19 protein-coding genes and 1 pseudogene are annotated in these 19,192 nt (G+C 64.5%); 15 read left to right on the forward strand and 5 right to left on the reverse strand.

The annotated features are described in order from the left end of the window. Positions 1–19 precede the first annotated feature (19 nt). Positions 20–1,714: an FAD-dependent oxidoreductase gene (locus tag AC1DZP_RS23265; RefSeq protein WP_477305653.1), complete on the forward strand. Its 1,695-nt coding sequence runs from the start codon at positions 20–22 to the stop codon at positions 1,712–1,714. Beyond that, positions 1,714–2,022, forward strand: coding sequence for a UBP-type zinc finger domain-containing protein (locus AC1DZP_RS23270; RefSeq protein WP_095083735.1), 309 nt, complete (start codon positions 1,714–1,716; stop codon positions 2,020–2,022). The genes AC1DZP_RS23265 and AC1DZP_RS23270 overlap by 1 nt, the downstream gene beginning before the upstream one ends. 93 nt (positions 2,023–2,115) lie before the next feature. Here AC1DZP_RS23270 and AC1DZP_RS23275 read toward each other — a convergent pair whose 3' ends face one another. From AC1DZP_RS23275 to AC1DZP_RS23285, 3 genes are all read right to left on the reverse strand, one after another. Next, a complete protein-coding gene (locus tag AC1DZP_RS23275) occupies positions 2,116–2,289 on the reverse strand; it encodes a hypothetical protein (RefSeq protein WP_477305655.1) in 174 nt (57 codons plus the stop codon). Between the two features lie 90 nt (positions 2,290–2,379). Beyond that, positions 2,380–2,559, reverse strand: coding sequence for a hypothetical protein (locus AC1DZP_RS23280; RefSeq protein ID WP_164548818.1), 180 nt, complete (start codon positions 2,557–2,559; stop codon positions 2,380–2,382). 117 nt (positions 2,560–2,676) lie between these two features. Beyond that, on the reverse strand, positions 2,677–4,695 hold the full coding sequence (locus AC1DZP_RS23285; RefSeq protein ID WP_477305657.1) for a transcriptional regulator: 2,019 nt from the start codon (positions 4,693–4,695) through the stop codon (positions 2,677–2,679). Positions 4,696–4,910: 215 nt separating this feature from the next. Between AC1DZP_RS23285 and AC1DZP_RS23290 the strand changes: the two genes are divergently transcribed. The 7 genes from AC1DZP_RS23290 to AC1DZP_RS23320 all read left to right on the forward strand — a co-directional run bounded on the left by AC1DZP_RS23290 (position 4,911) and on the right by AC1DZP_RS23320 (position 13,943). Beyond that, a complete protein-coding gene (locus AC1DZP_RS23290; RefSeq protein WP_457150282.1) occupies positions 4,911–5,999 on the forward strand; it encodes a PLP-dependent cysteine synthase family protein in 1,089 nt (362 codons plus the stop codon). Between the two features lie 12 nt (positions 6,000–6,011). Continuing rightward, positions 6,012–7,496, forward strand: a complete 1,485-nt coding sequence (locus AC1DZP_RS23295; RefSeq protein ID WP_477305659.1) for a pyridoxal phosphate-dependent decarboxylase family protein — start codon at positions 6,012–6,014, stop codon at positions 7,494–7,496. A 28-nt stretch (positions 7,497–7,524) separates the two neighbouring features. After that, positions 7,525–7,902 carry a hypothetical protein gene (locus tag AC1DZP_RS23300; protein ID WP_477305661.1) on the forward strand — a complete coding sequence of 126 codons (378 nt, stop codon included), beginning with the start codon at positions 7,525–7,527 and terminating at the stop codon, positions 7,900–7,902. Between the two features lie 115 nt (positions 7,903–8,017). After that, positions 8,018–8,389: a hypothetical protein gene (locus tag AC1DZP_RS23305; RefSeq protein ID WP_477305663.1), complete on the forward strand. Its 372-nt coding sequence runs from the start codon at positions 8,018–8,020 to the stop codon at positions 8,387–8,389. Positions 8,390–8,558: 169 nt separating this feature from the next. Continuing rightward, on the forward strand, positions 8,559–9,185 hold the full coding sequence (locus AC1DZP_RS23310; protein ID WP_477305665.1) for a CDGSH iron-sulfur domain-containing protein: 627 nt from the start codon (positions 8,559–8,561) through the stop codon (positions 9,183–9,185). A 266-nt stretch (positions 9,186–9,451) separates the two neighbouring features. Further along, a complete protein-coding gene (locus AC1DZP_RS23315) occupies positions 9,452–11,494 on the forward strand; it encodes a hydantoinase/oxoprolinase N-terminal domain-containing protein (RefSeq protein WP_477305667.1) in 2,043 nt (680 codons plus the stop codon). Positions 11,495–11,774: 280 nt separating this feature from the next. Beyond that, on the forward strand, positions 11,775–13,943 hold the full coding sequence (locus tag AC1DZP_RS23320) for a malate synthase G (RefSeq protein WP_477305669.1): 2,169 nt from the start codon (positions 11,775–11,777) through the stop codon (positions 13,941–13,943). Positions 13,944–14,017: 74 nt separating this feature from the next. Here AC1DZP_RS23320 and AC1DZP_RS23325 read toward each other — a convergent pair. After that, positions 14,018–15,328: pseudogene (locus AC1DZP_RS23325) on the reverse strand (YifB family Mg chelatase-like AAA ATPase); the annotation flags it as partial. 173 nt (positions 15,329–15,501) lie between these two features. On the opposite strand from AC1DZP_RS23325, the gene AC1DZP_RS23330 reads away from it, so the two are divergent. Next, positions 15,502–16,776 carry a tyrosine-type recombinase/integrase gene (locus tag AC1DZP_RS23330; protein ID WP_477305671.1) on the forward strand — a complete coding sequence of 425 codons (1,275 nt, stop codon included), beginning with the start codon at positions 15,502–15,504 and terminating at the stop codon, positions 16,774–16,776. Here the strand turns inward: AC1DZP_RS23330 and AC1DZP_RS23335 are convergent. Beyond that, positions 16,773–17,261, reverse strand: coding sequence for an Arc family DNA-binding protein (locus AC1DZP_RS23335; protein ID WP_477224881.1), 489 nt, complete (start codon positions 17,259–17,261; stop codon positions 16,773–16,775). The genes AC1DZP_RS23330 and AC1DZP_RS23335 overlap by 4 nt on opposite strands. 170 nt (positions 17,262–17,431) lie before the next feature. On the opposite strand from AC1DZP_RS23335, the gene AC1DZP_RS23340 reads away from it, so the two are divergent. From AC1DZP_RS23340 to AC1DZP_RS23360, 5 genes are all read left to right on the forward strand, one after another. Further along, a complete protein-coding gene (locus tag AC1DZP_RS23340) occupies positions 17,432–17,629 on the forward strand; it encodes a hypothetical protein (RefSeq protein ID WP_477224882.1) in 198 nt (65 codons plus the stop codon). Next, entirely contained in the window at positions 17,629–17,877 is a 249-nt protein-coding gene (locus tag AC1DZP_RS23345; protein ID WP_477224883.1) for a PC4/YdbC family ssDNA-binding protein, read from the forward strand. The genes AC1DZP_RS23340 and AC1DZP_RS23345 overlap by 1 nt, the downstream gene beginning before the upstream one ends. Positions 17,878–18,203: 326 nt before the next feature. Next, positions 18,204–18,749 (forward strand): hypothetical protein, encoded by a 546-nt coding sequence (locus tag AC1DZP_RS23350; RefSeq protein ID WP_477305673.1) that lies wholly within the window; start codon positions 18,204–18,206, stop codon positions 18,747–18,749. Further along, complete coding sequence (locus AC1DZP_RS23355; protein WP_477305675.1) at positions 18,746–18,997, forward strand: hypothetical protein; 252 nt, start codon at positions 18,746–18,748, stop codon at positions 18,995–18,997. Before AC1DZP_RS23350 ends, AC1DZP_RS23355 begins: the two co-directional genes overlap by 4 nt. Beyond that, entirely contained in the window at positions 18,994–19,170 is a 177-nt protein-coding gene (locus tag AC1DZP_RS23360; RefSeq protein ID WP_477305677.1) for a hypothetical protein, read from the forward strand. Before AC1DZP_RS23355 ends, AC1DZP_RS23360 begins: the two co-directional genes overlap by 4 nt. The last annotated feature ends 22 nt before the right edge of the window (positions 19,171–19,192 follow it).

Raw genomic sequence — 19,192 nt, forward strand, 5'->3', positions numbered from 1 at the left:
CTTCGGTACGGTCGCAACCATGTCTCAATCGACCACCAACCCGATCTTCGGCGCCCGTCGCGATCAGGCGTTTCCCACGTTGGCTGAAGCCGACATCGATCGCATGCGCCGGTTCGGCGAGGCCAGCGCCTACGCCACCGGCGAGTATATCGTTACGTCCGGCGATGTGGCGCCCGGCCTGATCGTCGTCCTGTCGGGCAGGGTCGACATTATCCAGGACGGCGGGCTCGGCCGGCGCGAAACGATCGTGACGCATGGTCCGGGCAGCTTCGTCGGCGAACTGGCCCAGCTTTCAGCCCGCCCCTCGCTGGTGGATGCGCGGGCCGCCGAGCCGGTGAAGGCGTTCGTCATCGCCTCGCAGAGGCTGCGCGACCTGATGGTGCAGGAGGCCAATCTCGGCGAGCGCATCATGCGGGCGCTGATCCTGCGCCGTGTCGGGCTGCTGGAAAGCGCAACCAGCGGGCCGATCATCATCGGACCCGTCGGCAATGCCGACGTCTTGCGGTTGCAGGGATTCCTGGCCCGCAGCGGCCAGCCGCACCGCGTGCTCGATTCCGACAGCGACCCCTGCGCCAAAACCCTGGTCGAGCGCTTCGATGTCGACCTCCACCATCTGCCGATCGTGCTGTGTCCGAGCGGCCGGCTGCTGCTCAATCCCGGCGAGAAGGACCTCGCCCGCTGCATCGGCCTGCTGCGGCCGATCGATGCCGACAAATTATACGACGTCGCCATCGTCGGCGCCGGGCCGGCGGGGCTGGCGGCGGCCGTTTATGCGGCGTCCGAAGGTCTGTCGACCATCGTCCTCGATTGCCGGGCCTTCGGTGGGCAGGCCGGCGCCTCCTCGCGTATCGAGAACTATCTCGGTTTTCCGACCGGTATTTCGGGCATGGCGCTGATGGCGCGCGCCTACAACCAGGCGCAGAAATTCGGCGTTGAAATGGTGATACCCGACGAGGCGAAGCTGTTGAGCGCTGGGACCGACGGTGCCCGTTACACGCTTGATGTCGGCGATGGCGAGACCGTGCGGACACGCACCGTGGTGATCGCCAGCGGTGCGCGCTACCGCCGCCCAGATGTCGCCAATCTGGCGCAGTTTGAGGGGACGTGCGTGCATTATTGGGCCTCGCCGATCGAAGCGCGGCTTTGCCAAGGCCAGGAGGTGGCGCTGGTCGGAGCCGGCAATTCGGCCGGACAGGCGGCTGTCTACCTGGCCAGCCACGTGCACAAGGTGGCGCTGCTGGCGCGCGGCGGCAGCCTCGATGCCAGCATGTCGCGGTATCTGGTCGAGCGCATCAAGGCGCAGCCGAACATCGAGGTGCTGACCGGGACCGAGGTCCAGGCGCTGGAAGGCGACGAAGGCAATCTTGCCACCGTACGGTGGCGCAACCGCGCCAGCGGCGTGGAAACGACGCGCCCGATCCGCCATCTCTTCCTGTTCATCGGCGCCGACCCGAATACGGACTGGCTGGCGCACTGCAACGTGGCGCTGGATGCCAACGGTTTCGTGCGCACCGGATCCGACCTGGGATCGGCGCATGGGGTGATGGAGACGAGCCGCAGCGGGGTGTTTGCCATCGGCGACGTCCGCGCCGGCTCGGTCAAACGCGTCGCGGCGGCCGTCGGCGAGGGTGCCCAGGTGGTGGCGGCGTTGCACGCCTATCTAGCGCAAGACGGCAGCCACGCCGTCGCGCCTCAATTGATCGGGAGAGTGTGATGGCGGATGAATGCAGACATGCGGCTGAGATCAAGGACGTGACGCCGAGCGCGCTCGGCTGCGAGGAATGCCTGAAGAGCGGTTCGCAATGGGTGCATCTGCGGCTATGCCGCACCTGCGGCCATGTCGGCTGCTGCGACGACTCGCCCAACCGTCACGCCACCAAGCATTTTCACGCCACCCGCCATCCAATCATCGAGGGCTATGATCCGCCGGAAGGCTGGGGCTGGTGCTACATAGACGAGGCCTTTCTCGACCTCGGCGACCGCACGACACCCCAGAACGGTCCGATCCCGCGATTCTATTGAGCCAGCGCCGGGCGAAGAGGGGCTGGAGCCCCAAAGAGAAAAGCCCGGTTCTCCCGGGCTTTTGCCTGACCGTCAGGGGACCGGATTTCGCGCTCAGTCTCGCTTTGGCGATGCAGGCGCGGGCTCCTGGTTGTCCACACTGTTCTCGTTCACCTGGAAGGCTATGCCTTCAACCTTCTTTTTCTTCAGGTCGTCATCGGGCCGCGGCTGCGGCAGGCGCTTGGGATTTTGCGCGGTGTTCTCATTCACGTCGAGGGCTCTCGTCATCATGTCCTCCATCGCTGGAAACACAATGTTCGACGCAGCATAGCGTTCCCAGCCAAAGACGGCGCTCTCGCCAAGAGGGAAACGGCCGCCTTATCGCACGGAGCCTGTTACGGTCGGGTCGATCGTGCTGGGAACGGATTTGCGTTCGTTGCCGGCAAGGGCGGCTATGATCAGCAGGCTGGCCACAACCGGCACGAACAGGATGGCAACGCGGGCTTGCACGTAAAAGATGGCGCGCCATTCGTTGCGCTTGTCGGGGCTGTTGCTCATCATACTCACTTTGTCAGACCCCCCGGGCGTGACATAGCCGGGAACGGTTAAGCAACTCCTTCCGACTTTGTTAACCCGGCGGAATTGAGGCGAAGTTCCGGGCCATGATCCCCGGCTTCAGCCCAGCCCGAGGCGTCTAGCGCCTTGCCGGAACAGTGCCGCGGCATCCGGATCGAAGCGGAAGGTGCCGATGAAATCGTCGCTTGAATAGTTCGGCAAGGTCTTGCGGATGGCGGCGGCAAAGCCCTGCGCCTCGTCAAGCCGGCCCGCCAGCGCCAGGCAGTGTGCGGCGATCGCCAGGATGATGGCGTGAGCGTTGGGTCGTGCCGCTGCCTTCAGCGCCCATTCGGCCGCCTCCTCGAACTGGCCGAGCCGGACATGCGCCATCGCCCGCGCCCCCAGCATGCCGAACAGCAGCGGGTCGAACGGGCTGAGATGGCGCGAATGGTCGGACGAGCCGATCGCCGCTTGCGGGTCGCCCGACTGCGAGTGGACGAAGGACAGCGCGTAATGGCCAAGCGCGAAGTTGGGGCTGAGGTCCACCGCCCGTTCCAGTTCGAGCAGCGAACCGTCCTGTTCGCCGCGCAGCCACAGCGCCCGGCCCATCGCCCAATGCGCGGCCGGATTGTGGTCGTCGACCAATAGGCTGTGGCCGGCGCTCTCGAAGGCCAGCGCGCTTTCCCGGTCGCGGTCGCCCCAGCGCTGGAAGGCATTCTGCCAATGCGTGAAGGACAGGCCGGCATAGGCGCGGGCAAAGGTCGGATCGAGCCGCAAGGCCATGTCGAAGAAATGCCTTGCCTGCTCGTTCTCGACCTGCGTGAAGCGGTACATGTGCCAGAGACCGCGGTGATAGGCCTCCCAGGCGTTGAGCGAATTGGGCGCCTTGAGCATGGCGCGGTTGCGCTCGACCGTTTCGATCTCGGCCGATATCGACGAGACGATGCTGTTGCCGATATCGTCGAGCAAGCCGAAGATGTCGTCGGACCGGCGCTCGAACGTCTCGGCCCAGACGATCCTGGCCGTGCGCACCTCGATGAGTTCGACGCTGACAATGAGGCGGCCGAGCGGGCTGCGCACCGTGCCGGTGGCGACATAGTCGACATTCAGCCGGCGGCCGGCATCCTCGGGTGCGATGTTCTTCTCGGCCAGCGCAAACACCGATCCGCGCGCGATGACGAAGAAATCCCTGAGCTTCGCCAGGCGGGTGATGATGTCGTGGGTAAAACCGTCGGCAAGCCCGCCGCGCGCGCCGCCGGTTTCCTCGACAAACGGCATGACGGCCAGCGAGGCATGGCTCGGCTCGACCGGGCCCGTATGGCCGGGTGAGGCGACCAATTGCGATACCGCGGACAGGCCGGCCGGCAGCTGCAAGACGGCTGGCCGTTGCTCACGCATCACCCGCCAGGCGGCATTGACCGGTCCGAAATCGATCGCCTCCGACTGAAATAACTGTTCTGCCGCCGCCAGATGCTGCTCGGCCGCGCCGATCTCACCGCGTTCCGCCAGATTGGCCAGCAACGCCAGATGCGCGCGCGTGTCGAACGGCGCCAGCTCGACCCATTTGTCGAGATGCGCGGACACATCCGGGGTGTCAGCCGGATGGTTTGCGACAAGATGCTCCAGTACGGCGACTTGGCATGAGTGAAAACGGCGGCGTTGGGCGACCAGCCAACTGTTGAAATGCGGGCTGCGTTCGAGCTCCAGCCCGTCGAGGAAATCGCCGGCAAACAGTTTGGCCAGCGCCCCTAGCCGCTCCGCGTCGAGGGTGCCGATCCCTTGCTCCGCAGCGCGGCTGACCTCCAGCGCATCGACCAGGCAATCATTGAGGTCAAGCGCGACCGTGTCGCCTTGCGTGGAGACGCGGCGCCGATCCGGCTCGTCGAGCGCGCCGCGCAGTTTGCTGAGGCACCAGCGCAGCTCGCCGCGGGGGTCGTTGGGCACGTCCCACAACAGCTCGCACAGGCGACTGCGGCCGACGGCGTGCGGCGCCAGCGCCAGATAGGCAAACAGCGCGCGCAGCTTGCGTGAGGCCGGCAGCGCCACCGCAACGCCGTTGCGGGAGATCGTCAGCGTTCCAAGCAGGCGCACAGACAGGCCGGTCGCTTGGCCGTCCAGTCTCGTTCGAGTGGATTCCACGTGCGTTTCCACGCCTGCTCCCACGCTGGCCTGTCGGCCCTTGCTGTATCACCGAAACCGACAAAGCGCATCCGGCGGCGTATTTCCGTGCCGGATGCCGCCATTGCCGCAATGCCGGCATGTCTGTCCTAGCGCGGCCAGGTCTCGAAACCTCGCCGCCCAACCCGCCGGTTTGTAACCGGCTTGTGATGGCAAACGATCGAGGAGATAAAAAGATGTTGCAGCAGCAGAAAATCAGGACCACCGCCGGGCGCGGACACCTGTTCGACAGCATTCTCGACACCGTCGGCGACACGCCGGCGGTGCGTATCAACAATCTCGGACCGGCCCACGCAACGATCTATGTGAAGGCAGAATTCTTCAACCCGGGCGCCTCGGTGAAGGACCGCCTGGCGCTCAACATCATCGAGGCGGGCGAGCGCAGCGGCGCGCTGAAGCCGGGCCAGACGGTGGTCGAGGCGACCAGTGGCAACACCGGCATCGGGCTGGCCATGGTCTGCGCGCAGAAGGGCTATCCGCTGGTCGTCACCATGGCCGACAGCTTTTCCGTCGAGCGCCGCAAACTGATGCGCATGCTGGGCGCCAAGGTGGTGCTGACGCCGCGCGCCGAGAAGGGCTTTGGCATGTACAAGAAGGCCGTGGAACTGGCCGAGGCCAATGGCTGGTTCCTCGCTCGCCAGTTCGAAACGGCGGCCAATGCCGCCATCCACGAGGCGACCACGGCGCGCGAGATCATCAATGATTTTGCCGGTTCGCGGCTCGACGGCTTCGTCACCGGCTATGGCACCGGCGGCACGGTCGTCGGCGTGGCGCGCGTGCTGCGCCGGGAACGGCCGGAGACACGCATCGTGCTCTCCGAGCCGGCCAATGCACAGCTCATCGGCAGCGGCAAGGCACAGCAGCGCGCTGCCGATGGCGCTCCCGCCGCCACCCACCCGGCCTTTGAGCCGCACCCGATTCAGGGCTGGACGCCGGATTTCATCCCCAACGTGCTGCAGGAAGCGATCGACGCCAGCCTGTATGACGAGGTGATGCCGGTTGCCGGGCCCGAGGGCATCAAATGGGCCAAGGCGCTGGCCCGGCAGGAGGGCATCTTCACCGGCATTTCCGGCGGCGCCACCTTCGCGGTGGCGCGGCAGGTCGCCGAACGGGCACCCGCCGGCGCGGTCATCCTGTGCATGTTGCCCGACACTGGCGAACGCTACATGTCGACGCCGCTGTTCGACGGAATCGAGGCCGAGATGGATGCCGACGAGATCGCCCTGTCGCGCTCGACGCCCGGCTGCCAGTTCCCGGCGGCTTGACGGAGACCCATCATGGACATGGCGCAAGAAACCCTTGGCGTGACCGAGGAAACGCTTGACCCCCGGGACTGGGCCGATGTGCAGGCCCTGTCGCACCAGGTCATCGACGATGCGGTCGATTACCTCCGCGACGTGCGCGACCGCCCGGTATGGCGGGAGATGCCGGCGGATGTGAGAGATGTCTTCGCGGCACCCCTGCCGCGATCGCCGTCGCCCCTTGCCGCTGTCTATGACGAGGTCTCCCGGACTGTGATGTCCTATCCAATGGGCAACATCCATCCGCGCTTCTGGTCCTGGTACATGGGGTCGAGCAATTTTGCTGGCGCGCTCGGCGATTTTTTGGCGGCGATCCAGGGCTCCAATCTCGGCGGCGGCAACCACGCCGCCGGGCTGATGGACAGCCAGGTGGTCAACTGGTGCAAGCAGATGCTGGGTTTTCCGGCTTCCGCCGGCGGCACGCTGGTCAGCGGCGGCTCGATGGCCAACATCATCGGGCTGACCGTGGCGCGCAACGTCAAGGCCGGCATCGACGTGCGCGAGCACGGCGTTGCCGCCATCGAGAAGCCGTTACGCTTCTATGGCTCGGACCAGATCCACTCCTGCCACCGCAAGGCGATGGAAGCGCTCGGCCTCGGCAACCGGGCGCTGCGCCGCATCCCGACCGATGCCGGCCTGCGCATGGATATCGCCGCCTTGCGCGCCGCAATCGCCGAGGACCGCGCGGCCGGATTCAAGCCGGCTTGCGTCATCGGCACGGCCGGCACGGTCAACACCGGGGCGATCGATGATCTGCGGGCGCTAGCCAAACTGGCGCATGAGGAGGACCTCTGGTTCCATGTCGACGGCTGCATCGGCGCGCTGATCGCCATTGCACCCGAAAATGCCCATCGCGTCGCCGGCATCGAATGGGCCGATTCGGTCGCGCTCGATCCGCACAAATGGCTGCACGCGCCATTCGAGGTGGGGTGCGCCCTTGTCAGGGACGCCGTCGCACATCGCAAGACCTTCGCGGTGACGCCGGAATACCTGGAATCGACCCCGCGCGGTCTCGCCTCCGGCGAATGGCTGCACGACTACGGCCTGCAGACGTCGCGCGGCTTTCGCGCGCTCAAGGTGTGGATGGCGCTAAAGGAGCATGGCGCCGACAAGTTCGGACGTCTGATCGACCAGAACATTGCGCAGGCGGGTTACCTCGCCGGGCTGATCGAGGCCGAGCCGGAACTGGAGCTGGCAGCATTGCCGACCATCAACATTGTCTGCTTCCGCTATCAGCCGGGCCTCGCCGGCGAGGCGCCGAAGGCGCTCAACACCGAAATCATGCTGCGGCTGCAGGAAGAGGGCATTGCAGCACTCTCCGACACCACCGTACATGGCCAGCACTGGCTGCGGGTGGCGATCACCAACCACCGCACCCGGCGCGAGGATCTCGAACTTCTGGTGCGTCAAGTGACGAGGCTGGGACGGCAGATCGCGGCGGAGCACCCTGCGTCTTTCTAGTTCCCGGCAGGCATGCGATTCTGGCGCCATGATTCGGGAGATCGAGACCGTGACGCTGTTTCGCATGGCTGCATTTGCTGCCTTGCTCTTCACCACGTCGTCCGAGGCAGCCGAGATGGCCTTCTTCGTCAAGAACCTGCGCAAGGAAGCGGTTGCGGTCGAGCTGTTCAGCCGCGACCGCGAAACGGTCTGGCCGGGCAGCGATCAGGTATTCCTGATCGACCCCGCCTCGCAAAAATCGGTGCCGCTCTCCTGCAATCAGGGCGAACACATCTGCTACGGCGCCTGGGTCAACGGCAACGACAGTATCTCCGCCGGCGTCGGGCCGGATAATGACCAGCCCTGCGACACCTGCTGCTTCATCTGCGTGGAACACACGACCGAGACGATCGATCTGGTACCTTAGTTCCGATATCCCCAAAATCAGTCTAGAATTGTTGCAATCGTCCCTTTAGCGGCCGCGCACGGCGTGCCATGGTCGCCCCGCGGCCGGGTAGGCCGTGTCTTTCCAGGGGGTTACCATGTTTCATGCCTACGCGCGCCGCACGCTGGTCGCGCTGTCTCTCGTCATGCTGGTCGTGCCGTCGGCACATGCCGGCGACGTTACCTTTGCCATCAAGAACAGCCATCCCAATGCCATGCGCCTCGAGCTTTACAGCCAGGACCGCGACTATGTCTGGCCGGGCAACAACCAGGATTTCTACCTCAATGACGGCGAGACCAAGTCCTTGCCGATATCCTGCAACGAAGGGGAATCGATCTGTTACGGCGCCTGGGTCGACGGCGACGAGGAGACCTATTGGGGCGTCGGCCCCGGCAACAAGGAAAAATGCGAGGACTGCTGCTATACCTGCAGCGGCGGCGAGACCGAGGAAATCGATCTGGTCCCCTGACCGGTTTGCCAGCTTGACGGTTTTCCTGCTGGAGCCGTACAGCAATTCCAGGAAAAGTGTGAAGCGGTTCCGACGGGAATTGCGTTAAAACATTGCCTGCACAAATACCCAAAGCGCGCCGCGTCTGTCCGTCTGGATGCGACGCGCTTCAGGCAACAGGAGCGTAGCCATGGCCGGTATGGTCGAAAGCGACAAGATCGACGTCGGGTTCTCCGGCAAGCGCTGCATTCATTCGCGAAACTGCGTGCTCGGCGATCCGCATGTTTTCGTGCCCAACGCGCCGGGGCAGTGGATCCATCCCGAGGCGGCCAGCGTCGAGAAGATCGTCGCCATCGCCGAAAGCTGCCCCTCTGGCGCCATCACCTACATCAGGAAGGACGGCGGCCCGCAGGAACAGCCGCCGGTGGTCAACACTGTGCGCCTGCGGGAAAACGGTCCGCTGGCCGTGCATGCCGAGATCGTGCTTGACGGCGAGACTTTCTATCGAGCCACGCTCTGCCGCTGCGGCGCATCGGAAAACAAGCCGTTCTGCGACGGCAGCCACAACAAATCAGGTTTCACCGCCACCGGCGAGCCGCCACTGAAGGACACGCCGGCGCTGGAAAAGCGCGACGGTCCGCTCAAGGTCACTCCGACGAAAAACGGCCCGCTCAAGCTCGAGGGCAATATGGAGATCGTCACCGGCACCGGCCACACCGTCGACCGCACGACAGTCGCGTTCCTGTGCCGCTGCGGCCACTCGGCGAACAAGCCGTTTTGCGATGGCACGCACAAGAAGGTGGGGTTTGTGGGCTAAGGTGTCGATATTCAGGTGAGGCCGGCCTGCCAATGGCGGCTTCCCGCGCTTCCGGTGCTCACGTACGAAAAGTACGGTCCGCTCCGGTTCTCGGAATCCACCATTTTCGGCTCGGCCTGACCTGAATCTCGAAACCTTAGCGGAGCTGCTAATCCCTTGCGGGGGAGATCGAACTCCACCGTGGCCCAGCGCTCGCGTCTTTATCGGCCGCCCTGTATCGGCTAAGGGCAGGGAAACAAATTTACCCAGCCGGACGACCATCAGAAATGACCGCCAAGACCAAGCCAAAGCCGCTGTTCCTCGGGATCGACACCGGCGGCACCTACACCGATGCCGTGCTGTGGTCTGAAACGGAAGGTAAGCAAGAGGGGCCGAACAAGGGCAAGGTGCTGGCCAAGGCCAAGGCGCTGACCACGCGGCATGACCTGGCAGTCGGTATTTCCGGCGCCGTCGATGCGGTGCTGCAGAAGGCCGGCACCGATCCGGCCGCGATCAAGCTGGTCTCGATGTCGACGACGCTTGCTACCAACGCGCTGGTCGAGGGCCAGGGCGGCCGCGTGGCGTTGGTGATGATCGGCTTTTCCGAGGCCGACCTCGCCCGTGACGGGCTGAAGGCTGCACTCGGCACCGACCCGGTGGTGTTCTGCCCCGGCGGTCATGATGTGCATGGCAATGCGGCCAAGCTCGACTTGTCGGGGCTCGAGGCAGCGCTGCCGGAACTCGGCGTGTCGGTCTCCGGCTTTGCCGTTTGCGCTTATTTCGCGACCCGCAATCCGGCGCACGAGATCGCCACCCGCGAGCTGATCCGCGAAAAGACCGGCCTGCCGGTCACATCAAGCCACGAGCTGTCGGCCAAGCTCGGCGGCCCGCGCCGGGCGCTGACGACGCTGCTCAACGCCCGGCTGATCTCGATGATCGACCGGCTGGTGGCGGCAACCGAAGGGTTTCTGGAACAACGCAGCATCGCCGCACCCCTGATGGTGGTGCGCGGCGACGGTGCGCTGGTGTCGGCGGCGTTTGCCCGCCAGCGGCCGATCGAGACCATCCTGTCCGGCCCCGCCGCCAGCCTCGTCGGCGCCCGCCACATGACCGGGCTCGACAATGCCATGGTGTCCGACATCGGCGGCACCACCACCGACGTCGCCGTGCTCGACAAGGGCCGGCCGCGGCTCGACCCGGAAGGTGCCACCGTCGGCGGCTTCCGCACCATGGTCGAGGCCGTCGCCATGCGCACCTTCGGCCTCGGCGGCGATTCCGAAGTGGCGCTGGAGGATGGCGCGCTCAACCCGAAAATCCTGCTCGGGCCGCGCCGCCTGGTGCCCTTGGCGCTGGCGGGGATGGCCCATGGCGCCGCCGTCACCGCGGAACTCGAACGGCAATTGCGGGCGCCCAATCCCGGCCGCATGGACGGCCGCTTTGCGGTGCGCACCGGTGTGCCGGACCGGCTTGCCGCCGGACTGACCGGCGCCGAAGCGCGGCTCTACGAGGCGATTAGGGCCGTCCCGCTTGCCGTCGACAGGCTTTTGACCTCCAACGCGCAGAATGCGACCTTGAACCGGCTGGTGTCGCGCGGGCTGGTGCATGTCGCCGGCTTCACGCCGTCGGACGCCGCCCATGTGCTGGGCAAGCAGGCCAACTGGGATCCGGCCGCCGCTCGCCTTGGCGCAGAACTGTTCGCGCGCAAGCGCGACGGCCGTGGCCAGCCCATCGCCGCATCGCCGGAGGTGATCTCGGAGCGCGTGCTGGTGACACTGACACGCTGGTCGGCGGAATACATCCTCGAAACCGCCTTTGCCGAGGACGGTCTCGATGGCGCGTCGACGGTGGCGCATGCGCTGGTGCAGCGCGCCGTCGATTCTCACCCCGGCATTGCCCGGCTGAGCGTCGCGCTCGACCGCCCGGTCATCGGCCTCGGCGCTTCAGCGCCGCTGCACTATGCCGGCCTGCCGCCGCTGATCGGCAATGAGTGCGTGGTGCCGGAGGACACCGACGTCGCCAACGCACTCGGCGCCGTCGTCGGCCAGGTCAGGGTTTCGGCCGAAGCGCGGGTGAGCCAGCCGAAGGAAGGGCTGTTTCGACTTGCCTCGGGTGAAACCGTGCGCGATTTCCTCGATGAAGCGGCGGCGATCGCGGCAGCCGAAGCCGATGTCCGCACCATCGTCGCCCAGCGCGCCAGGGATGCCGGCACCGACAATGCTGAGATCGAGGTCGCGACCGAATTCCGCGTCTCCACTGTCGAAGCCCAGCGCATGTTCATCGAGGCGCATGTCGTGGCGGTGGCCTCGGGAAGGCCAAGGATTGCTGTTTAGCCCCTTCTCCCCGTTTACGGGGAGAAGGTCCCGGCAGGGGGATGAGGGGCAGCGCCGACGATCGAATGAGTTCAGGCAGGCGTGTGGCGCCATCCTTCTAAAACCTGGCGCGGCCCCTCATCTGGCTGCCGCCATCTTCTCCCCGTAAACGGGGAGAAGGACGCTCTCATCGGCGGTTTCGCCAACCTTGCCTAAATGTTCCCTTCACCTTAAGCCGAATTGACCCTGCAAACCTGACATGCCAAACGCCCGCCCGAGCCTTTCGTCTGGAGACCAGCTTATGACCGATCGCATCGAGATCGCCGGATTGCGGATTGCCCGCGAGCTGCATGATTTTGTGGCTTGCGAGGTGCTGCCCGGCACCGGCATCGAAGCGGCCGACTTCTGGAACGGCTTCTCGGTCATTGTCCATGACCTGGCGCCGAAGAACCGGGCGCTGCTGGCAAAACGCGACGCCATGCAGGAGAAGCTCGACGGCTGGTATCGCGACCATGGCGCGCCCATCGACATGGAAGCCTACAAGACCTTCCTGAAGGAGATCGGCTATCTCGTTCCCGAGGGGCCGGCCTTCAGCGTGTCCACCGAAAATGTCGATCCGGAAATCGCAGTCGTTGCCGGCCCGCAGCTGGTCGTGCCGGTGATGAACGCCCGCTACGCGCTCAACGCCGCCAATGCGCGCTGGGGTTCGCTCTATGATGCGCTCTATGGCACCGACGCCATTCCCGAGACCGGCGGTGCAGAGAAGGGCAAGGGCTTCAATCCGGCGCGCGGCGCCAAGGTCGTTGCCTGGGCTAAGGATTTCCTCGACCAGTCGGTGCCGCTCACCTCGGGCAAGTGGGCGGGCGTCAACGGGCTTTCGTTTGTCAACGGCATGCTGCGGCTGGGCGAGGGTGCCGGTGTCACGACACTCGCCAATACCAAGCAATTCGCCGGCTATCGCGGTGACGCCGCCAACCCTGAAGCCGTGCTCCTTGTCAAGAACGGCCTGCACATCGAGATCGTCATCGACCGCGACAACCAGATCGGCAGGACAGATCCGGCAGGCATCGCCGATGTCATCCTGGAATCGGCGCTGACCACCATCCAGGACTGCGAGGATTCGGTCGCGGCGGTGGATGCTGAGGACAAGGTCGTCGTCTACCGCAACTGGCTCGGCCTGATGAAGGGCGATCTGGCGGAAGAGATCACCAAGGGCGGCAAGAGTTTTGTTCGCAAGCTCAACCCCGACCGCGCCTACACCGCGCCCGCCGGCGGCGCGCTGACCGTGCCAGGCCGCTCGCTGATGCTGGTCAGGAACGTAGGCCACCTGATGACCAATCCGGCGATCCTTGATCGCGACGGCAACGAGATGCCGGAAGGCATCATGGATGCGGCGATGACGGCGTTGATCGCGCTGCACGATGTCGCGCCGAAGGGTCGCCGCGCCAACTCCCGCGCCGGCTCGATGTATGTCGTGAAGCCCAAGATGCACGGGCCGGAGGAAGTCGCCTTCGCTGTCGAGATATTCGACCGCGTCGAAGCCCTGCTCGGCATGGCGAAGAACACCATCAAGATGGGCATCATGGACGAGGAGCGGCGCACCACCGTCAACCTCAAGGAGGCCATCCGCGCCGCCAGGGAACGTGTGGTGTTCATCAACACCGGCTTCCTCGACCGCACCGGCGACGAGATACACACCTCGATGGAAGCCGGCCCGATGATCCGCAAGGGCGACATGAAGCAGGCCGCCTGGATTTCCGCCTACGAGGCCTGGAATGTCGACACCGGGCTCGAATGCGGGCTGGCCGGCCACGCCCAGATCGGCAAGGGCATGTGGGCGATGCCGGATTTGATGGCGGCGATGCTGGAACAGAAGATCGCCCACCCCAAGGCCGGCGCCAACACCGCCTGGGTGCCGTCGCCGACGGCGGCCACGCTGCATGCCACGCACTACCACAAGGTTGATGTCCACGCCGTGCAGGCGGCGCTGAAGAACCGGCCCAAGGCCAAGCTCGACGATATCCTGTCGGTGCCGGTGGCGGTGCGCCCGAACTGGACTCCCGACGAGATCCAGCGTGAGCTCGACAACAACGCGCAGGGCATCCTGGGCTATGTCGTGCGCTGGATCGACCAGGGCGTCGGCTGCTCGAAAGTCCCCGACATCAACGATGTCGGCCTGATGGAGGACCGCGCCACGCTGCGCATCTCCTCGCAGCACATCGCCAACTGGCTGCATCACGACGTCTGCTCGCGCATCCAGGTGATGGATTCCCTACGGCGCATGGCGGCCATCGTCGACCTGCAGAATGTCGGCGACCCGCTCTATCAGCCTATGGCGGCCGACTTCGACAACTCCATCGCCTTCCAGGCCGCCTGCGACCTGGTGTTCAAGGGCCGCATTCAGCCTAATGGCTACACCGAGCCGGTACTGCACGCGCGGCGGCTGGAGTTGAAGGCCAGGCAGGGGTAGCTTGAAACGACCATGGGACCGTGGATATTTCGCCAGGATGGCGTCGACGGTGGACCCAAAACGGCGTCGGACGCCTACGCCGCCTGCGCCACGCGCTCCGAACTCATGCGGTAGGAAATCGCCTCGGCCAGATGGATGCGGCCGACGGTTTCGCTGGCGTCGAGATCGGCCAGTGTGCGCGCCACTTTCAGCACGCGATGATAGGCCCGCGCTGAAAAGGCGAGCTTCTCGCTGGCGTCCTTGAGCAGCGACAGGCCGGCGGCATCCGGCATGGCGATCTCCTCGACGACCGCCGGCGCGCAATGCGCGTTGGTCGTGGCGCTGACGCCGAGCCGTTCGAAACGCTCGCGTTGGATGGTGCGGGCCCGTGCCACGCGCAGCGCCACGGAAGCACTCTTCTCCGCCCGGTCAGGCCGAATCAGGTCGCTGGCCGACACCGCCGGTACCTCGATCCTGAGATCGATGCGGTCGAGCAGCGGGCCCGAGATGCGCGCCTGATAATCGGTGCGGCAGCGCTCGCCGCGCAGGCAACGATAGCCCGGCTCACCCGCCATGCCGCAGCGGCACGGATTCATCGCCGCGACCAGCTGGATGCGCGCCGGATAGGTGACCCGATGGTTGGCGCGCGCGATCATGCAGTCGCCGGTCTCCAGCGGCTGGCGCAGCGCGTCGAGCGTCTGCGGCGTGAATTCGGGAAACTCGTCGAGGAACAGCACGCCGTGATGGGCGAGCGACACTTCGCCCGGCCGGGCGCGTATGCCGCCACCGACCATCGCCGCCATCGAGGCCGAATGGTGCGGCGCGCGGAACGGCCGCCGGTCGGTCAGCTTGCCTTCGCCGAGTTCTCCCGCCACCGAGGCGATCATCGAGACTTCGAGCAATTCCTTCGGCGCCAGCGGTGGCAAGATCGACGGCAGCCGCTGCGCCAGCATCGACTTGCCCGATCCAGGCGGTCCGATCATCAAAAGGTTGTGTCCACCGGCGGCGGCCACTTCCAGCGCCCGCTTGGCGGTCTCCTGGCCCTTGATGTCGGCAAGGTCGGGCAGGTCGCGCGCCGAGGTGTGGATGCCGGCCTCCGGTCGAGACAGCACCTGCGTGCCGCGGAAATGATTGGCGATCGCAATCAGGCTGCGTGGTGCCAGAATGTCGAAATCCTTGCCGGCCCAGGCCGCTTCCGGCCCGCAGGCGAACGGGCAGATCAGGCCTTTGCCTTCCGCGTTGGCGCCGATTGCTGCCGGCAAGGCGCCGGCGACGGCGGCAATCGTACCGTCGAGCGACAATTCGCCGAGCACGACATAGCCGGCCAGCATGTCGCCCGGAATCGCACCCAGTGCCGCCATCAGGCCAAGCGCGATCGGCAGATCGTAGTGGCTGCCCTCCTTGGGCCGCCGGATGGCATGTGCCTATGATGGCGGATGTTTTCTTGAACAGGCCAAAGTCATGTGATGCAATGCATCTGGTGTTTCGCAAGCTATTCCAAATAGGGCGGCGGTTTGCTCTTGTTTCCACGCTCGCGGTGAGCATATGGTGAGCCGACCCTTTCAAGGATGGCTCTCCAATGCCAAAACTCACCAAGGCTGTCGTCGACGGTGCCGAACTCCGGGATAAGCAATACACCATCTGGTGTTCGGAACTTAAGGGCTTCGGTGCCTACATCCATCCAACTGGCAGCCGGACCTACTTCGTCGACTACCGATCCGGCGACGGTGTGCGGCGGCGAATGACGATCGGTCGACATGGAGCCATCACCGCGGAACAGGCGCGCAAGCTGGCGATCGAGACGATGGGGGGCGTAGTGCTTCAGAAGGGCGATCCGCTGCTCGAGCGCAAGACCCGTCGGAAATCTCTAACCGTTGCCCAGCTCTGCGACCAGTACCTGAAGGCGGCGGACAAGGGCGCGATCCTCGGCCGGAGCCGACGCCCCAAGAAGGCATCGACGATTGAAATCGATAGGGGCAGAATCGAGCGCCACATCAAGCCACTGCTCGGCACGAAACTTGTGATCGACGTCACCCGCGCCGACATCGTGAAGTTCGTTCGGGACGTCACGATTGGCAAAACAGCCCGGCGCGATCGGTCCGGCAAGAATGGGAACCGCGTCCTAGTCACTGGTGGTGCCGGCACCGCCGCGCGCACGACAGGCTTTCTCGGCGGTATCCTTACCTATGCCGTCGGCGAAGGCATCATCGCAACGAATCCAGTCCAGGGGGTTCCCCTGCCCGCTGACAACGTTCGCGACCGGCGCCTGACTGCCGATGAATACCGCGCCATCGGCGATGCTCTCACCGGCGAGGCGGCAGATCTCGACACGCCTCAGGCAAAGGCTGGCGCCTGGCTGCTCGCGCTCACAGGCTGCCGGCTGGGTGAAATATCGACGCTCAGATGGGATGAGGTAGACGAGGCCGCCGGTTGCTTCCGGCTGAAGGACAGCAAGAGCGGGCCTTCCGTGCGCCCCGTTGGCCGCGAAGCATTCGACGTGCTGCGCAGGGCCATCCGCGTTTCCGGCAATCCCTACGTCCTCCCTGCCTTGCGCAAGACAGGCCACTACAACGGCCTGGCGGGTGCGTGGGTTAGGTTTATGGAGAGGGCCGAGCTGGTCGGTGTCACGCCGCACACCATGCGCCACTCCTATGCATCCGTCGGCGGGGATCTTGGATTTGCCGATAGCACCATCGCGGCCATGCTCGGGCACGCCGGCGGGACCGTGACCAGCAAGTACGTGCACAGGCTCGATACTGTTCTGGTGGCGGCGGCCAATAAAATTTGCGGCGACGTCTACCGGCAGATGACTGGGAAGACCGCGGACCTGATCGAGATGCCGCGACGGGCTTAGTCCTTTTTCGGCAGATCGTTTGAAATCGAATCGTCGTCAGGGGTGGGCCCTTCAATCGGCCCTCGATAGCTTGGCTCCGGCCAGTTGCTATCGTCAAAGCGGTTCTCATGCAGATCGGACTGGTTTTCGGCTTCCTCTTCTTGCCACCGTTCCCACCGTTCTGACACCGCCCTTCTGAAATCTGTCGGCGCTGGGATTTTCTTATCCTCAATCTCGGCGATGGCGTCGTGAATCTCGTCAACAAGACGATCGATGCCTGCGGCCTTGTCGTCGTCACCCTTTAGAATCGCCACCATCTGGACAAGGTCGTCGATCTTTTGCTCCAGCGTTATGGGAGCGGGGAAGTATTGCTCCAGGCACCAGACCACTGCTTCGTTCATCGACATTCCGGCGCGATCGGCCTTGGCCTTGATTCGGTCGCGCATGCCTTCTGGAAGGCGGACGAGGAATTGATCTTGGTCCCTCACCAACGTTTTTTTGGCCACTTCGTCTATCCCCACACCATGCTATCACGCGTGCGATACAATTCGCTTGACTTAACCACCCCTGTCTCCAATATACCACTAATCGCACGCGTGATAGTATGATTTTGGAGATGGCCTCAATGACTGCTAGTGATCGCCCGCGCCTCCGCCGATCAGAGGTTCCGGCCTACATGCTAGAGAAGCACGGCATCCCCGTCGCGCTCGCAACACTGAACAAGCTCGCCACGATCGGCGGCGGTCCGAAAATGCAGTACGCGGGGCGCATTCCGCTCTACACGCCGCAGGCGCTGGACGCCTGGGCCGCGTCTCGGCTTTCTAAGCCGGTCGGGTCCACGTCGGAAAGGCCGGCAGAAAAGGCGGTGGCCTGATGGGCACTTACACCGCATCTCAATCCGATCTCGTCGCCGTCGTACCGAAGAATGGGAAACTGGAGATTCGCATCTCGCTCGACACGTTCAGTGACTACCATCTGTGCAACGACCGCGAATTTTACAAAGCCGGCGACGGCACCATGCGCCCCGGCAAGGGCATCGCCTTCGAGGTCGATAAGCTCGAGGCTTTTGGGCGTCGCCATGGCGCTATTGATGGCCGAAAAGAGTGGGCTCGGGAAAAATGAGCGACGCGGCGTCGACCCGCGACCTCCTAGCGCGCCGGTTCGTTTATGAAATAGTCGGCGCGGCGATCAAAGACGGCGCGACCTATGCCCAGATGAGTGGTGATCGTCGAAAGCTCACAGATGGCCGTCCTGGAGGTGTTGAAACTCCATTACGAGCTGACGCCACAGGTCGCCACTGGTCTCCTTGGAAGGCAGCCTAAATCGCGCGATCGAGCGCTTTGCAGGCGGTCGGGCAGCTAAGCCATGAGCGTCCCGCAGTCCTGTAACCGCCTTGGCAGAGTTTTTTCAGGGGCGCTGCGCCAGAATTGCGGCGAGGAACCACACACATGAGCATTGATACTGACCCAGGCGCGCGCAGCATGAACGACGACAAGGCAGCAAACGCGTCCAAGGCGAGCTTCAAGCTAAGTCTGATCGAGACGGTCGCGGCCGATCCGAAGATGCAGCCGAGCGACCTGTCGTTGATGGTTGCCTATCTCGCCTTCCTGACGTGGCCGACGCGAACGACATACCTGACCATCTCAGCCGCGAGGGCACGGACTGGCCTTTCCGAACGCCAGATATCAACCTGTCGCGGCAGGCTACTAGGACGAGGTTATCTGATCGACACGGAGACGAAGACGCGTTCCTCGCAAGTTTTTCGCGTAGAGAATCCGAGGGCCGACGAGATCCTCGATCATGTCTCTTATACGGTCGAACACCTCAAGGAGCAGATGGCTCTTCGACAGGCTGACAGGCGCAGCCTGGCTCGTTCTGTCCCCGCAGAAATTGCAGAGACAGATGGACCGATGTCACACGCACCTAGCGAGTGTGACGTCCCCGCAGCCATTGCTGGCAATATCCCCCCATATACCCTCAGGATATGTCTATGAAGGAGGAAGAACCTGAAGAACCTCTCATGGTTAGCACTGTCCCTCCCAATGGATATGCATCAGCCAAAGGCGATGACCTGCACATTCCCTTCCCGGCGCCGTCCAGCGAGCAGGAACTGGCGGCGGCCTTCTTGACACTGTTCGCGGACTGCCAGCTTGGACCGCTCGCGATGACGCGAATGCGCAAGTTGCTCGAGACCGGAAGGCTGACCCCCGCAATCGTGCAAGGCCAACGGAGCGCGGCATGAAAAAGCGCAAGAACGATACGAGGCAACTCGACCTGCTCGCATGGGCAGCAGCCCGGCCGACCGCGAAGGTGATATCGGCGATCCCCGGCATCGCCAAGCGGATGTGGCGCGAGCGCCATATGGCGCAGCCGAACAATCCGCCGCATGTCGTGCCGCTTCGGAGGCGGGCATGACCTGGCATAGAAACAACCGGCA

Source organism: Mesorhizobium sp. P2_F8 (assembly GCF_056403655.1).

Coding starts and splice junctions, on each gene's coding strand:
- AC1DZP_RS23265 (WP_477305653.1), top strand. CDS start 20: ATGTCTCAATCGACCACCAACCCGATCTTCGGCGCCCGTCGCGATCAG.
- AC1DZP_RS23270 (WP_095083735.1), top strand. CDS start 1,714: ATGGCGGATGAATGCAGACATGCGGCTGAGATCAAGGACGTGACGCCG.
- AC1DZP_RS23275 (WP_477305655.1), bottom strand. CDS start 2,289: ATGACGAGAGCCCTCGACGTGAATGAGAACACCGCGCAAAATCCCAAG.
- AC1DZP_RS23280 (WP_164548818.1), bottom strand. CDS start 2,559: ATGAGCAACAGCCCCGACAAGCGCAACGAATGGCGCGCCATCTTTTAC.
- AC1DZP_RS23290 (WP_457150282.1), top strand. CDS start 4,911: ATGTTGCAGCAGCAGAAAATCAGGACCACCGCCGGGCGCGGACACCTG.
- AC1DZP_RS23295 (WP_477305659.1), top strand. CDS start 6,012: ATGGACATGGCGCAAGAAACCCTTGGCGTGACCGAGGAAACGCTTGAC.
- AC1DZP_RS23300 (WP_477305661.1), top strand. CDS start 7,525: ATGATTCGGGAGATCGAGACCGTGACGCTGTTTCGCATGGCTGCATTT.
- AC1DZP_RS23305 (WP_477305663.1), top strand. CDS start 8,018: ATGTTTCATGCCTACGCGCGCCGCACGCTGGTCGCGCTGTCTCTCGTC.
- AC1DZP_RS23310 (WP_477305665.1), top strand. CDS start 8,559: ATGGCCGGTATGGTCGAAAGCGACAAGATCGACGTCGGGTTCTCCGGC.
- AC1DZP_RS23315 (WP_477305667.1), top strand. CDS start 9,452: ATGACCGCCAAGACCAAGCCAAAGCCGCTGTTCCTCGGGATCGACACC.
- AC1DZP_RS23320 (WP_477305669.1), top strand. CDS start 11,775: ATGACCGATCGCATCGAGATCGCCGGATTGCGGATTGCCCGCGAGCTG.
- AC1DZP_RS23330 (WP_477305671.1), top strand. CDS start 15,502: ATGCCAAAACTCACCAAGGCTGTCGTCGACGGTGCCGAACTCCGGGAT.
- AC1DZP_RS23340 (WP_477224882.1), top strand. CDS start 17,432: ATGCTAGAGAAGCACGGCATCCCCGTCGCGCTCGCAACACTGAACAAG.
- AC1DZP_RS23345 (WP_477224883.1), top strand. CDS start 17,629: ATGGGCACTTACACCGCATCTCAATCCGATCTCGTCGCCGTCGTACCG.
- AC1DZP_RS23350 (WP_477305673.1), top strand. CDS start 18,204: ATGAGCATTGATACTGACCCAGGCGCGCGCAGCATGAACGACGACAAG.
- AC1DZP_RS23355 (WP_477305675.1), top strand. CDS start 18,746: ATGAAGGAGGAAGAACCTGAAGAACCTCTCATGGTTAGCACTGTCCCT.
- AC1DZP_RS23360 (WP_477305677.1), top strand. CDS start 18,994: ATGAAAAAGCGCAAGAACGATACGAGGCAACTCGACCTGCTCGCATGG.